Origin of the sequence: Priestia aryabhattai (genome assembly GCF_023715685.1) — a bacterium.
GTDB lineage: Bacteria > Bacillota > Bacilli > Bacillales > Bacillaceae_H > Priestia > Priestia aryabhattai_B.
The window spans coordinates 142,911-156,397 of sequence record NZ_JAMBOQ010000006.1 but is presented as its reverse complement, the minus strand read 5'-3'; the positions used below and the strand labels follow the sequence as shown (position 1 = coordinate 156,397).

The 13,487-nt window shown below is 37.3% G+C and carries 15 protein-coding genes and 1 rRNA gene; 3 read left to right on the top strand and 13 right to left on the bottom strand.

What is annotated here, in order from left to right; all coding sequences use genetic code 11:
• Positions 1-118 (bottom strand): 16S ribosomal RNA (locus M3225_RS23670); the annotation flags it as partial.
• A 353-nt stretch (positions 119-471) separates the two neighbouring features.
• Positions 472-1,338, bottom strand: a complete 867-nt coding sequence (locus M3225_RS23665) for a nucleotidyltransferase-like protein (RefSeq protein WP_251398396.1) — start codon at positions 1,336-1,338, stop codon at positions 472-474.
• A gap of 222 nt (positions 1,339-1,560) precedes the next feature.
• Between M3225_RS23665 and M3225_RS23660 the strand changes: the two genes are divergently transcribed.
• Positions 1,561-1,920 carry a YgzB family protein gene (locus M3225_RS23660; RefSeq protein ID WP_014461817.1) on the top strand — a complete coding sequence of 120 codons (360 nt, stop codon included), beginning with the start codon at positions 1,561-1,563 and terminating at the stop codon, positions 1,918-1,920.
• A gap of 22 nt (positions 1,921-1,942) precedes the next feature.
• Here M3225_RS23660 and perR read toward each other — a convergent pair whose 3' ends face one another.
• The 6 genes from perR to M3225_RS23630 form a co-directional block, all read right to left on the bottom strand.
• Entirely contained in the window at positions 1,943-2,377 is a 435-nt protein-coding gene (perR, locus tag M3225_RS23655) for a peroxide-responsive transcriptional repressor PerR (protein WP_013055172.1), read from the bottom strand.
• A gap of 255 nt (positions 2,378-2,632) precedes the next feature.
• A complete protein-coding gene (bcp, locus tag M3225_RS23650) occupies positions 2,633-3,103 on the bottom strand; it encodes a thioredoxin-dependent thiol peroxidase (RefSeq protein ID WP_251398393.1) in 471 nt (156 codons plus the stop codon).
• Positions 3,104-3,172: 69 nt separating this feature from the next.
• A complete protein-coding gene (locus tag M3225_RS23645; protein WP_045291958.1) occupies positions 3,173-3,565 on the bottom strand; it encodes an ion channel in 393 nt (130 codons plus the stop codon).
• Positions 3,566-3,657: 92 nt separating this feature from the next.
• On the bottom strand, positions 3,658-4,443 hold the full coding sequence (locus tag M3225_RS23640) for an ABC transporter permease (protein WP_251398423.1): 786 nt from the start codon (positions 4,441-4,443) through the stop codon (positions 3,658-3,660).
• Positions 4,444-4,452: 9 nt separating this feature from the next.
• On the bottom strand, positions 4,453-5,244 hold the full coding sequence (locus tag M3225_RS23635; RefSeq protein WP_251398390.1) for an ABC transporter permease: 792 nt from the start codon (positions 5,242-5,244) through the stop codon (positions 4,453-4,455).
• Positions 5,237-6,250, bottom strand: coding sequence for an ABC transporter ATP-binding protein (locus M3225_RS23630; protein ID WP_251398385.1), 1,014 nt, complete (start codon positions 6,248-6,250; stop codon positions 5,237-5,239). Before M3225_RS23630 ends, M3225_RS23635 begins: the two co-directional genes overlap by 8 nt.
• 202 nt (positions 6,251-6,452) lie before the next feature.
• Here M3225_RS23630 and M3225_RS23625 point away from each other — a divergent pair, with 202 nt between their 5' ends.
• On the top strand, positions 6,453-7,751 hold the full coding sequence (locus M3225_RS23625) for a glutamate-1-semialdehyde 2,1-aminomutase (protein WP_251398376.1): 1,299 nt from the start codon (positions 6,453-6,455) through the stop codon (positions 7,749-7,751).
• Positions 7,752-8,077: 326 nt separating this feature from the next.
• Positions 8,078-9,166: an FUSC family protein gene (locus M3225_RS23620; RefSeq protein ID WP_251398374.1), complete on the top strand. Its 1,089-nt coding sequence runs from the start codon at positions 8,078-8,080 to the stop codon at positions 9,164-9,166.
• Between the two features lie 35 nt (positions 9,167-9,201).
• On the opposite strand, the gene M3225_RS23615 is transcribed toward M3225_RS23620, so the two are convergent.
• The 5 genes from M3225_RS23615 to fabL form a co-directional block, all read right to left on the bottom strand.
• Positions 9,202-10,953: an ABC transporter ATP-binding protein gene (locus M3225_RS23615; protein ID WP_251398372.1), complete on the bottom strand. Its 1,752-nt coding sequence runs from the start codon at positions 10,951-10,953 to the stop codon at positions 9,202-9,204.
• A 171-nt stretch (positions 10,954-11,124) separates the two neighbouring features.
• Positions 11,125-11,661, bottom strand: coding sequence for a nucleoside tri-diphosphate phosphatase (gene ntdP, locus M3225_RS23610; RefSeq protein ID WP_013055163.1), 537 nt, complete (start codon positions 11,659-11,661; stop codon positions 11,125-11,127).
• Between the two features lie 195 nt (positions 11,662-11,856).
• On the bottom strand, positions 11,857-12,117 hold the full coding sequence (locus M3225_RS23605; protein ID WP_251398370.1) for a YgaB family protein: 261 nt from the start codon (positions 12,115-12,117) through the stop codon (positions 11,857-11,859).
• Positions 12,118-12,306: 189 nt separating this feature from the next.
• On the bottom strand, positions 12,307-12,600 hold the full coding sequence (locus M3225_RS23600; protein WP_045291963.1) for a gamma-type small acid-soluble spore protein: 294 nt from the start codon (positions 12,598-12,600) through the stop codon (positions 12,307-12,309).
• Positions 12,601-12,697: 97 nt separating this feature from the next.
• Positions 12,698-13,447, bottom strand: a complete 750-nt coding sequence (gene fabL / locus M3225_RS23595) for an enoyl-[acyl-carrier-protein] reductase FabL (RefSeq protein WP_016762867.1) — start codon at positions 13,445-13,447, stop codon at positions 12,698-12,700.
• Positions 13,448-13,487: the final 40 nt, after the last annotated feature.

Sequence of the window (13,487 nt, the reverse complement as noted above, 5' to 3'; positions counted from 1 at the left end):
TTACTCACCCGTCCGCCGCTAACGTCATAGAAGCAAGCTTCTAATCAGTTCGCTCGACTTGCATGTATTAGGCACGCCGCCAGCGTTCATCCTGAGCCAGGATCAAACTCTCCGAAGAAATGTTTGACTTGCTCAATTAAAAAATAAAATTTAACGTTGACGTTTGTCGCTTTGTTCAGTTTTCAAAGTTCAACCGCCGCTCTTAAGCGACTTTTTAATCTTACCAGTTTACCTCTTTCTTGTCAACAACTTTTTTAAGAAGTTTTTTCAAGTTTTTGATAAATTTAGTATCGCTCATCAGCGACGTATATAAATTTACCACGGATATTTTAAAGCGTCAATAGATTTTTTAAAATAAATCTTGTTTTTTTAGAAAAACCTTTTATCAAGAATAAATCAAGGCTATAAAATCATACGTTAGGGTATCTATACGTCATAACCACACCGTATCAGATACCCCTTATCTCTCTATCATTTCGCCACATAGTGTCTATGGTACAAACTCTTTCCTTTTGTTTCTACTTTTTTTACCATAATGATGTCTTTTTCAATTAAAAACTCAAGCAGTATTCCTAAATCAATAGCATAAGGTCGTATGTCGGGATGATGAACAAGTTCATTAAACGTCCATTCCTGCTTTTCACTTTTCATAATATGAACAAGATGCTTCGCACCCAATTCAGTTTTTTTATTTACTAGAAATTCACTCGCTAAGAAAAGCAGCTCTAAACGCTTACTAACCTCTTCTTGGCTAATAATTAGCTCTTCGTAAAGACGATGGATTTCAGGTTCTATTTTTTTCACTTGGTTCCACACTGTCACTTCTGGGTGAAATCCGTTTTCCAACACAGACAGTCGTGCTAAATGATGAAGAGCATGAATGACATGATTGAATGCATCTAAATAATGATTAGACGTATAAAAGTCTTTTCCTTCTTTAAATCGGCGAATCAACTTAGCAAACTCGACCCCTATTCTCTTTGTCCGATCTTCTCTCGGGAAATCAATCAAGCGTTTCTTTAAGTTTTCCATATATTCATTTCGATCAAATAGCACTTTACCATTTAAGATCCAATCAATAATACGGCGGTTCGTCCCATTCATAATCCATTCACTCATTTGCTGTTCAGAAGCCATATAAAGTGCTGCACGCTCATTTTCATATTCGTATTGTTTAATAAAAAGAGAAGTTTCTGTAGTTTTGGTCACAATAAATAAGATAGCATCCAAATTATCCGTCACTGGAGATTCTGATTTCTTTTTTTCAATCAGTAAAATACCTAGTGTGTCTTTATTGCTAGCTCTTTCTTGATATATTGGCCGTAAAACATCTTCCATTTTGAGCTCTCCTAACTGTAATAGACAAATATTTTTCAAAAATTTAAAGGCTATGGACTAAGATTTCTTTTTTTATTATATACGATGTATAACGGATATCCCACTCAGAATTATAGAAATCATTCAGAAAGCTCAAAAACCAACGATAATTTTCCGAAGATTCATTTTTTATCAACATTCACTGTCTCACTCTGTGATATATTGGTAACAGGGGGGATACTGATGGGGATAAAGTATTCAAATAAAATTAACAAGATTCGCACGTTTGCACTCAGCCTGATCTTTGTTGGTTTCATTGTTATGTATGGGGGAATTTTCTTTCGGTCTTCAGTCTGGCTAATGACTATTTTTATGCTCTTGGGGTTACTGTGCATCGTAGCCAGTACCGGCGTTTATTTCTGGATTGGCATGCTTTCTACGAAAGCGGTTCAAGTAACCTGCCCTACATGTCAAAAGCAAACAAAAATGCTAGGGCGCGTAGATATGTGTATGTATTGCAACGAGCCGCTTACGCTTGACCGGTCTCTTGAAGGAAAACAATTCGATGAAAAGTATAATAGAAAAAAACAAAAAGAAAGCTGATAGTATCACTACTATCAGCTTATTAGTGCGCTTTTTTAGCTGTACAATCAGGACACGTTCCGTAAATCTCCATTCGGTGATGACTAATATCAAAGTCAGTAATATGAGCAGCCAGCTTTTCTACTTCGTCTAAACCAGGATAATGAAAATCTACAATTTTTCCGCAGCTTTCGCAAATTACATGGTAATGCTCTGTTGTAACGTAATCAAACCGGCTTGATGCATCACCGTATGTTAGTTCCTTTACAATACCTACTTCGCGAAATACTCTTAAATTATTGTAAACGGTTGCTACACTCATATTTGGAAACTTACCTTCCAGCGCTTTATAAATATCATCTGCTGTTGGATGTGTCATGGAATTGATTAAATACTCTAAAATAGCATGACGTTGTGGTGTAATACGAACGCCAGTACCTTTTAACGTTTCAAGGGCTTCTTGTAAATGATTTGACACGTCATGCACCCCTCTTCTGTAAGTATTATTACTTTATAATTCTTATAATTAGTCTACATGTTTTACCCACGTTTTGTCAACTTGATGCCTATTCCTATTTTATGTAATAAGTAAAAATTATTCATATATTTTATGTAAAAAAAAGAAGTGTGGAAATCTATCCACACTTTTAAATATATTAACATCTGAGGAGGTATGCCCTACACTGATATTGTATGTTCAAAGACAAAAACTGCTCTAGTTATCTGCCTGTTTTTATGCCATTTTTTCTTTAATAAATGATAAAGCTTCTTCTACATGCCCTTTCACTCGAACCTTGCGATACTCTTTTACGAGCATTCCTTCTTTATTAACGATAAAAGTGGAGCGCTCAATGCCCATATATTCTTTTCCAAAGTTTTTTTTCAGTTTCCATACTCCATACTCTTCAGCTACGCTATGATCTTCGTCAGCTAAAAGTAAGAATGGAAGGCCGTGCTTATCAATAAACTTATGGTGTTTGTCGATTGGATCAGGGCTCACTCCTAGAATCATTGCATCTAGCTCTTCAAAATTTTCATGCTGATCTCTGAAATCACAGGCTTCTGTTGTACAGCCTGGCGTCATATCTTTCGGATAAAAATACAGCACAACGTTTTTCCCTTTCATCGACGCGAGTGATACTTGCTCTCCATTTGTAGACATCAATACAAAATCGGGTGCTTTTTCTCCGACTACAGCTGTCATATTTATCTTCTCCTTTACGCTTTTCATTTTCTTTGAATAGCGTACCCAATATTAGATAAGATGACAAGTTTAAGTGCGGGTAACTGTTCGCATCACAAAGATTGCAGGCATAATATAGCCGATAAACGCTTCAAAAGTTGCAAATAATTTCCCAACTCCAACCGGATACATATCTCCGTATCCTACTGAAAATAACGTCGCTGCGCTGAAATACATGCTGTTAAACAGCGTGTAAAAATAATGACCTTCATGCTCAAACCCTCCGCTTAACACCGGAATACTTCCCATTTCACACACCGTGTAAATAAGGCTAAATCCCAATAAAACTGTGATATATGAATAAAACAAGACAAAGAAATGACCAATTGAGAAAAAATGAAATTCTCCAAGTTCTTTTTCAAAGAGAAACTTCATACTACCAATTACAAACACAATGATAACGAGGATTAGAAAAATAACCATCATTCTACTCCTTTAATTTATACTCTATTACCACTATACGCGCGTTCTTGTCCGTTCATTACTACTCCGAAGCCACGAAAAAGAGCAGGCATTTAATTACCTGCTCCTCTGTATTTTTTGACACCTGTATTCCATAAGAAAATAGAGATTACAAAAAAGACGATTCCCATCACTGGGGTTAAAAATGCATATCCGTACCATTCTGACCTTCCTAAGAAATAAGCAGCTGGATATACGCCTACAAATGCAAAAGGAAGAATCCACGTTAAAACATATCGGATGACATTATTATAAATATCTACGGGATACCTTCCGTAGTTTCCAATATTATAAATAGTAGGCATAATAGAGGTTCTTGCATCCGACCAGAAGCCTATGCTTGCTAAGGCGATGAAAATCCCTGCGTATACAAGCGCTCCTCCTAAAATAAATAACAGAAAAATAAAAACATCATACCACTGGAAATGAAGATGTAAAGAAGACGCAGCGTAAGCCATTACTGCAATCCCTGTGATACCACCAAACAATGATTCTAGTTCTATCCGCTCTAAAATAACTTGAAACAAACTATGAATCGGCCGCGTTAAAATTCGGTCCATTTCTCCTTTAACAATGTAGCGCTCGTTGAAATCCCAAATGTTAAAGAAAGACGAAAAAATAGCAAAAGGGACTAAAAAGAAACCATAAATAAAGATAATTTCCTCTCGTGACCATCCGTGCAGTGACTGAGTATGACCAAATACAACTAAAATAAAAATCAAGTTAACTGTTTGAAACAATAAGTCTGATATGATTTCAACTACCATGTCCGTACGATACTGAAGCCTTGTTTTCATATATTGACCAATGTATTGAAAGAAAATCGAAAAATAAAACATTTTCATAGACTACCCTCCTTGAATGACCATTTTTTTCTTCGCTATGCTCCACAAACATGCAATAGGAATAAATAGAAGTCCTGACCAAACTGCCTGTGTGATAAGAGCATTTATTACTTCCTGCCCTTTAAATCCATTTGTGAAAATCATGCTCGGAATATAACTAATGGCCTGAAAAGGGAAATAGCTCATAATATGTTGCGCCCAGAAAGGATAGAAACTGATGGGCAGAAGAAGTCCTGAAAACAAATCAATGACCACTCGCTTCGCTCGAATGAGCCCATCATTATTAAAGAGAAAGAAAGTCGTAATACCCGTTAATAAATTAATTTGTGTGTTAATGATGAAACTAAAAATTAAAGACAGTTCAAAATAAAGCCACGTTGCTGCATTTGCGGAAAACTGAACTGGAAATAAAAACGCGACAATAATCATGCCGGGCACTGAGAAGAACAGCAGCCGAAAAATCCCTTCTCCCAGTCCTTGCATTGTTTTCATACCAAGATAGCTATATGGCTTAATTAACTCCACAGCCACTTTGCCATCTTTAATTTCTGTTGCCATTTCACGGTCAATGTTATTAAAATAAAAGGCTCTTGCCATCCATGAAACTGCTACATACGTTGTCATTTGGGTAATGGATAACCCTTGAATATTCTCTTTTCCTCCATAAATAGCGGACCATAAAAAGTAGTAAGCACCAATATTAATCGCATAAATCAATATTCCACTGTAATAATTCGTCCGATACGCCAGCATCATTAAAAAGCGAATACGTATCATCTCTATATATTTATCCATTCACAACACCTTCTTCATAAATGTTGCGAATGATTTCTTCTGTCGAAATTTCTTCAATGTTAATATCACTGATTTCATGCTTTGCCACCACTTTAGCAATCAGCTGTGACATTAAGTCTCCTTTATTTTGAAGCTGCGCTGTCCACAAATATTTTTGATCACCTTCAATCCAGTTAACAGGCATCCCTTGCGTCAATAGCTTCAACTGCTCTTTATTTGGAGCAGTTCCAAATTCAAACGTAATTTGTTTAAGATCTCCCCAATTCGAACGCAGCTTTTGCAGCGATCCGTCATAAATAATACTGCCTTCATCCAGCATTACAACGCGTTCACATAAAGCTTCAATATCTGCTAAATCATGAGTCGTAAGCAAAATCGTCGTATTATATTTTTCATTAATTTCTTTTAAAAATTGGCGAATTTTTAATTTAACTAGCACATCTAAACCGATCGTCGGTTCATCTAGAAATAGAAGCGGCGGATTATGAATAAGAGCAGCAGCCAGCTCACAGCGCATTCTCTGACCTAGAGAAAGCTTTCGCACCGGCTTATCTAGTAACGGTCCAATATCTAAAGTTTGAATAACGTGCTCCATATGAGCGTTATAATCTTCATCTGACACTTTGTATACTTTTTTTAACAAGCGAAAAGATTCTTGTACGGCAATATCCCACCACAGCTGAGAGCGTTGACCAAAAACAACTCCAATCGTTTGGGCAAACTTCTCCCTTTCTTTATGAGGGTTCATTCCATTTACGGTAATGTCGCCTGAAGTAGGAGTTAAGATTCCCGTCAGCATTTTGATTGTGGTCGATTTCCCCGCTCCATTTTCTCCTATATACCCTACCATTTCCCCCTGTTTTACGGTAAACGAAATATCGTTCACAGCTTTCATGACTCTATAATTACGGGTAAATAAATCCCGGAACGCCCCTTTAAGGCCAGAGCGGCTAGAGTAGGCTTTAAATTCTTTCCGAAGTTGATTCACCTCAATAGCATTTTTCATTGTATTCCCTCCGTTACGTCGACGTATTAGTGGTCTCTTTTATTGTTTCCGGTGTCTTTGCTAGCAACTCCTCCAAGAGATGAGGAACTATTTTCTAGCAGTCAGCTCACAAATTTCTATCATACACGTTCTCGAATGTTTTTCAAGAAACAAATAAGTTTGATAGAATAAAGAAGTTGAACTTTTCATTAGGAGGCATAACATGCAATTTATAAAATCAGAACAATTACACGCTGAAGCGCTCGAACATATTGTAGGCGGCGTTAACAGCCCTTCACGTTCATATAAAGCCGTAGGAGGCGGAGCACCTATTGCAATGGAAAAGGCAAGCGGAGCTTATTTCTGGGACGTCGATGGAAATAAATATATTGACTATTTAGCAGCTTACGGTCCTATTATTACGGGACACGCTCATCCTCATATCACGAAAGCTATTACAAAAGCAGCTGAAACAGGTGTTCTTTACGGTACTCCAACTGCTCATGAAGTCACATTTGCTAAAATGCTCAAAGAAGCGATGCCCGCATTAGATAAAGTGCGCTTCGTCAACTCTGGAACAGAAGCAGTTATGACAACGATCCGTGTAGCACGTGCTTATACTGGACGCGATAAAATCATTAAATTTGCAGGTTGCTATCATGGCCATTCTGACCTTGTGTTGGTGGCAGCTGGATCTGGCCCTTCTACACTCGGAACTCCTGACTCTGCAGGTGTACCAAAAAGTATCGCTAATGAAGTAATCACAGTTCCTTTTAACGATATTGAGCCTTACAAGGAAGCATTAGAAAAATGGGGCGATCAAATTGCGGCTGTTTTAGTAGAACCAATCGTTGGAAACTTTGGAATTGTTGAGCCGGAACCTGGCTTTTTAGAACAAGTCAATGAATTAACTCACGAAGCTGGAGCACTTGTTATTTATGATGAAGTTATTACAGCGTTTCGTTTTATGTACGGTGGAGCTCAAGATTTACTTGGTGTAAAACCTGATCTGACTGCCTTTGGAAAAATCATCGGCGGCGGTCTTCCAATCGGAGCCTACGGCGGTAAGAAAGAAATCATGGAAAAAGTGGCGCCACTTGGACCCGCTTATCAAGCAGGTACAATGGCAGGAAACCCAGCTTCTATTCTTTCTGGGATTGCTTGCCTGGAAGTACTAAAGCAAGAAGGCGTTTATGAACAGTTGGATAAGTTAGGGGCGATGCTCGAAGAAGGTATTTTAAAACATGCTCGTACATATAACATGCCTATTACTATCAATCGATTGAAAGGCGCTCTTACTCTCTACTTTACAACAGAAACGGTTAAAAACTATGAACAAGCAGAAAATACAGACGGCGAATTATTCGCACGCTTCTTTAAACTCATGCTTCACCAAGGCGTCAACTTAGCTCCTTCGAAGTATGAGGCATGGTTCCTTACTACAGCTCATACGGAACAAGATATTACCGACACATTAGAAGCAGTGGAAAAAGCATTTAAACAGTTAAGTGAAGAACGCTAATTTTTACTCTAAAGCACTCGTTTAAAAATGAGTGCTTTTTGTCTTACCTTTGGGTTTCCTTATAGAACATTCCTATCTTTCATAACCATTTCTTACGCGTCATCTCCTTTTGGTCAGCCTGTCGAAAAATCCCGAGAAATACCCTTATTTTTCTGCTTGTTTTCTCTTGATATCCATTCTTAAACCTTGTATAGTATGTTATTGTTTATATTATTTCCAACAGGTTATGTAATAAAGAAGGATTGATTTTTGCAATTTATCATTTGTTTTGGGGAACATTCTTCATAACGAAAAAACTTTTTTACAGAAAGGAACTACGAACGCACATGAAACTTGGTGCCCGCATCTTAAAAACGGGAATTGCCATTACACTTTCATTGTTATTAGGTGAATTTCTAAGTTTACCATCTCCAATATTTGCGGCAATTGCGGCAGTTTTTGCAATTCAACCGTCTATTTACAGATCTTATTTAACGATATTGGAGCAAATACAGGCGAATGTGATTGGAGCTGCTTCTGCAGTTTGTTTTGGACTTATTTTTGGTACCCATCCCATCATTATTGGTTTTACCGCTGTTGTTGTCATCGCAGTCAACTTAAAATTACGTATTAATAATACAATTGGGCTTGCGCTTGTGACAGTAATTGCAATCATGGAAAATCCAGGAGATAATTTCGTTGAATATGCACTTATACGCTTTGGTACAGTGTTACTTGGAGTATTCTCAGCATTTATTGTCAATCTTATTTTTATTCCGCCAAAGTATGAAACAAGATTGTATTATAAAATTGTAAGCACAACGGAAGAAATTATTAAATGGATTCGCATGAATCTTTATCACGCATCTGAGCACACATTGTTAAAAGAAGATATTGAAAAAATGAAAGACAATGTGGCTAAAATGAATCAAATCTTTGATTTTTACAAAGAAGAACGCACTTATTCAACCAAAAAACGTTTTGTTAAGTCACGCAAGCTCGTTTTATTTCGTCAAATGATTACCGTAACAATACGAGCTCTTACAACCTTGAAACTACTCCACCGAGTAGAAAATGATCTTCAAGTCATGCCGCAGCAATTTCAAGATTTAATCAAATCTGAAGTTGAGTGCCTGTTAATGTATCATGAGCAAGTATTATTAAAATTCATTGGGAAATTACGCGTACAGCCAACCACTACTGTACCAAACGAAGCCTGCGTTGGAAAACGAGCTTTAATCGATAAATTTATGCAGTACAAAATATACGATAATGATGAAGAGAATAAGGTTATTTATCATATCTTCCCTTTAATTTCTGTCATCATTGAGTATAGTGAAGAGTTAGAGCATCTTGATAAGCTGATTGATACGTTCCAAAACTATCACAAAGATGATAACTCATTTGATATTAATCATCAGCGACAAGAAGATTAAAAACACCACCTATTGTTAAACAATAGGTGGTGTTTTTAAAATGTATCAAGCTGCTGAACGTTAAAGAGCTGATAGTAGTGACCTTTTTTCTTAATTAACTCCTCATGAGAACCTCGTTCGACTACTCTTCCATTTTCTAAAAGTACAATTTCATCAACATGAGTAATTGTAGATAAACGATGGGCCACAATGAAGGTCGTACGGTCTTTTGCCAGTTCAGCTAATGCTTCTTGAATATAGTGCTCACTTTCCAAATCTAGAGCTGAAGTGGCTTCATCAAAAATAAGAATAGCTGGATTTTTTAAAAATACGCGCGAAATGGAAATGCGCTGCTTTTGTCCCCCTGACAGCTTCATTCCTCGCTCTCCCACTTTTGTATCATATCCTTCGGGCAAATTCATAATAAAATCATGAGCATTTGCGGCTTTTGCCGCAGCGATTACTTCTTCGTCTGTCGCTCCTGGCTTTCCAAGCAGTATATTGTTTTTAACCGTGTCACTAAACAACACCGTATCCTGAAGGACGATTCCAATCTTATCTCGCAGGCTGCGTACTTTATAGGTTTTGATATCAATGTCATCAATGAGAATTTTCCCCTCTGTTACATCGTAAAAGCGCGGAATTAAGCTAATAAGCGTGGATTTCCCTCCCCCGCTCATTCCAACAAACGCAACGGATTTTCCTTTTTCTACATCTAAATTAATATCATGAATCACAGGTTTTTCTTCTTCTTCATAAGCAAATGAAACGTGCTCAAACTGAACTTTCCCGTGAAGCTCAGTACATTCTTTTGCATCTTTTTTATCTGTAATATCGTATTCTTCATCAATGAACTCAAATACCCGATCCATAGATGCAACAGACTGCGTGAGCGTAGTCGATGAATTGACCAAACGGCGAAGCGGATTATACAAACGATCAATGTAGGCAACAAATGCTACCATAGTTCCTACGCTAAGACTTTCTGTGATGACTTGATATCCAGCAAATGTAATCACGATTAAAGGCGCTAAATCGGTAATGGTATTCACTACTGCAAATGTTTTTGCATTCCAATTCGTGTGATTGATTGCTTTTTGTAGAAAATTTGAATTTTGCTTATCAAATTGTTTCTGCTCATGAGGCTCAATAGCAAAGCTGCGAATAACAGAGATCCCTTGAACCCTTTCATGTAAGTGACCCTGCACTTCCGCCAAAGCCTGCGAACGAACTCTTGTTAAATGGCGAAGACGACTGTAAAAATATTTTACAGAGAACGCATAAACCGGCAACAAAATAATCGATACCAGTGTTAAAGGTACATTCATCGTAAACATAATCACAATGGCTATTACAATCGTCATCATATCAAGCCATACATTCATTAAGCCTGTGATAACAAAGTTTTTTGTTTGCTCCACATCATTAATGACTCGTGAAATCACTTCGCCCGCTCGAGTATTCGTATAATAACGTAAGCTAAGCTTTTGAATATGGCTAAACAACTGATCCCGAATATCATATAATACTTTGCTCGATACCCACTGAGCATAATACTGCCTGTAATATTCAATGGGCGGTCTTAACACTAAAAATATAACAAATGAAATCCCCATAATCGTCACCATTTTATGAATTTTTTCAGAGGAAGACATGCCATGTCCATTTACGATATCGTCTAAAACATATTTCAAAAGCAGCGGAATTAATAAAGGAATAGCAAATTTAATAATACCAATTAATACAGTGCCGACAATTTGCCATTTGTATGGCTGTACAAACTTCATGTAGCGTCTTATACTTCCCATAAAATCTCCCCTTTCTATCTATGAGGGCAAGCTTTCTTAGTATATATACATGCGTCATTTTTTTAGTGCTTTTATCTCTTCTAAAAGATGGTGAGCATAACGCCAAAAAGAACATTATATCAAACAGTCAGCTTTAGACGGCCTAACATAATGTTCTCTCTAGATCATTCATCAAGAATGCCGATATGTTAAAAAGCGCTCATACCAAATGTCAATGAAATCTGGAGCAAACGGGCCTTTTCGCTGTCGAATCCAACCTTTTAACTCCTCTACGTGATTATGTAAAATACGGTCAATTACTTCTGGATAATTCATTTCTTTTCGATGCTTCTCATATTCATCTTCATCAAGAAGTGTGTATGTCATATCTGGATAGACTTTGATATCTAAATCATAATCAATATATTTGAGCGCTTCATTGTCATCATAAATGAACGGCGAACTGATATTACAGTAATAATAAATTCCATCTTCACGAATCATCCCAATGACGTTAAACCACTGCTGAGCATGAAAATAACAAATTGCAGGCTCTCTTGTGACCCATGTTCGTCCATCTGATTCTGTAACGACCGTACGATCATTTCCTCCAATCACTAAGTTATTGGTTGCTTTTAATACGGTTGTCCGATCCCACACGCGATGAATATGTCCATTATGCTTGTAGCTGTGTATTTGAATTGTTTCTCCTTCCACCGGAATTCCCATCTCCAATACCTACTTTCATTTTAGCACTTAAAAAAATTCATATAACGTCTCCATTTGTCTTATGTTTATTATAACGGTTTCTCTCTCATTTTAACACAAATGTGCTAACCTCCTTGAGTTCAAAAAAGTCACTTCCCCTACTTTTCCTTTGCTTGACAGCCTTAAAAAAGAGAGGAAGTGACACATCAATGTTCATTAAGCAAGTGTAGAGCAAGCCCCTTCACTTTTATATGTACGAATAATGTCTTCGGTTTGTGCTTCAAACGTCAATTGAATCTCTTTTAATTTTAGCTTCATTTTACTAATTTCATCTTGCACAGAATGAAGCTCTGCTTCTTCATGAAGTTTTATTAGTTCACCTTCGATTTCCTGACAGCGCTCAATCTCAGACTGCAAAAACAGAAGTTGATCCATGGTCTCTAATTGTTGAGTCACTAGCTGATCAAATTTTTTCATACGATAGCTCCTCCCTATTTGCTTTAACCATACACGCGGCACTTCTGTTAACATTCTGTTTAGATGATCCAGATTCCTTTGACGAGTTGTGTAAAGTTTCAAGAAGTTTTGTCATACTTTGTTGCTTTTTATATAAGAAAAAGCGAACTTAACATCGCCGTATAAAAGACGTTAAGTTCGCTTTTGTTATTAACCTTGGTATTTACCAGAGTTTTGGTTTTTCTTTGCTTCAGCTTGTGCGTTTTGTTGTCTCACTTCTTGAGCACTTGTTTCGCTAGCAAATTCAGTACCGAAGTTGTTTTTAGATGCTTGAGCATTTTGGCTTTTGTTTGCCGCAGCTTGTGCATTTTGTTGTTTCACTTCTTGTACATTTGTTTCGCTACCAAATTCAGTACCGAAGTTGTTTTTAGATGCTTGAGCATTTTGGTTTTTCACGTGTTGTGTGCTTGTACCAGATGCTGTTTTGTTTGTTTGTTTTGCCATTGTAATCACCTCCACGAAAATTAATATGCCCGGGAGGTAAATAGGGTATGCAAACTTTTTTCAGTATTTTAAAACGCAAGCACAAAACACATTTACCTTACATTAAAAGTGAACGCCCTCCGTCAATAATAAGCGTTTGACCGCAAATCATATTTGCTTGATCGGACACTAAGAACATAACTGCATCTACCATGTCTTTTGGCTCCACCATACGACCAGCTGGAGTATGCTTGCGTGCATCATCTAGAAGCTCATCGCGATTTGGGAAATGTTTTAATGCTTCCGTATCCACAGCTCCTCCAGATACGGCGTTTACCACAATATTCTTTGGAGCCAGCTCCACTGCTAAATAGCGGGTCAACGCTTCTACAGCAGCTTTTGACACGCCTACTGTTGTATAATTTTCCAAATAGCGAATAGACCCAAGCGAACTGATGGTAACAATCTTTCCTCCGCCTACTTTTTCCATACGTTTAGCTGCTTCTTGTGCACAGAATAAATACCCTTTACTATTGATGTCCATTGTCCAATTCCAGTGAGTTTCTTCTAATTCCATAATAGGACGTAAAACCCCTGAAGCCGCATTACTTACAAATACGTCTAAGCGACCGAATGCTTCATCAATTTGCTCAAACATTTCTTTAATTTTTTCTACTTTCCCTACGTTTGCTTTAACAACTAATGCTTCTCTGCCTAATGCTTTGATTTCTTCGGCTACTTCCTGCGCTGCACTTTTGCTTCGTGCATAGTTCAATACAATATCGTATCCTTCTTTAGCAAGACGTAAGGCAATTTCTTTTCCAATACCTCTACTGCTTCCCGTAACTAGTGCTACCTTTTGTGACATGATGTCATCTCCCTTATGTATCGTATTATCTTTACATTGT

What these genes read in the sequence shown, in the direction of transcription:
- M3225_RS23625 (WP_251398376.1), top strand. Translation starts at nt 6,453, where the DNA reads ATGCAATTTATAAAATCAGAACAATTACACGCTGAAGCGCTCGAACAT.
- M3225_RS23620 (WP_251398374.1), top strand. Translation starts at nt 8,078, where the DNA reads ATGAAACTTGGTGCCCGCATCTTAAAAACGGGAATTGCCATTACACTT.
- M3225_RS23605 (WP_251398370.1), bottom strand. Translation starts at nt 12,117, where the DNA reads ATGAAAAAATTTGATCAGCTAGTGACTCAACAATTAGAGACCATGGAT.
- M3225_RS23630 (WP_251398385.1), bottom strand. Translation starts at nt 6,250, where the DNA reads ATGAAAAATGCTATTGAGGTGAATCAACTTCGGAAAGAATTTAAAGCC.
- M3225_RS23660 (WP_014461817.1), top strand. Translation starts at nt 1,561, where the DNA reads ATGGGGATAAAGTATTCAAATAAAATTAACAAGATTCGCACGTTTGCA.
- fabL (WP_016762867.1), bottom strand. Translation starts at nt 13,447, where the DNA reads ATGTCACAAAAGGTAGCACTAGTTACGGGAAGCAGTAGAGGTATTGGA.
- M3225_RS23665 (WP_251398396.1), bottom strand. Translation starts at nt 1,338, where the DNA reads ATGGAAGATGTTTTACGGCCAATATATCAAGAAAGAGCTAGCAATAAA.
- M3225_RS23600 (WP_045291963.1), bottom strand. Translation starts at nt 12,600, where the DNA reads ATGGCAAAACAAACAAACAAAACAGCATCTGGTACAAGCACACAACAC.
- M3225_RS23640 (WP_251398423.1), bottom strand. Translation starts at nt 4,443, where the DNA reads ATGTTTTATTTTTCGATTTTCTTTCAATACATTGGTCAATATATGAAA.
- M3225_RS23635 (WP_251398390.1), bottom strand. Translation starts at nt 5,244, where the DNA reads ATGGATAAATATATAGAGATGATACGTATTCGCTTTTTAATGATGCTG.
- bcp (WP_251398393.1), bottom strand. Translation starts at nt 3,103, where the DNA reads ATGACAGCTGTAGTCGGAGAAAAAGCACCCGATTTTGTATTGATGTCT.
- M3225_RS23645 (WP_045291958.1), bottom strand. Translation starts at nt 3,565, where the DNA reads ATGGTTATTTTTCTAATCCTCGTTATCATTGTGTTTGTAATTGGTAGT.
- ntdP (WP_013055163.1), bottom strand. Translation starts at nt 11,661, where the DNA reads ATGGGAATTCCGGTGGAAGGAGAAACAATTCAAATACACAGCTACAAG.
- M3225_RS23615 (WP_251398372.1), bottom strand. Translation starts at nt 10,953, where the DNA reads ATGGGAAGTATAAGACGCTACATGAAGTTTGTACAGCCATACAAATGG.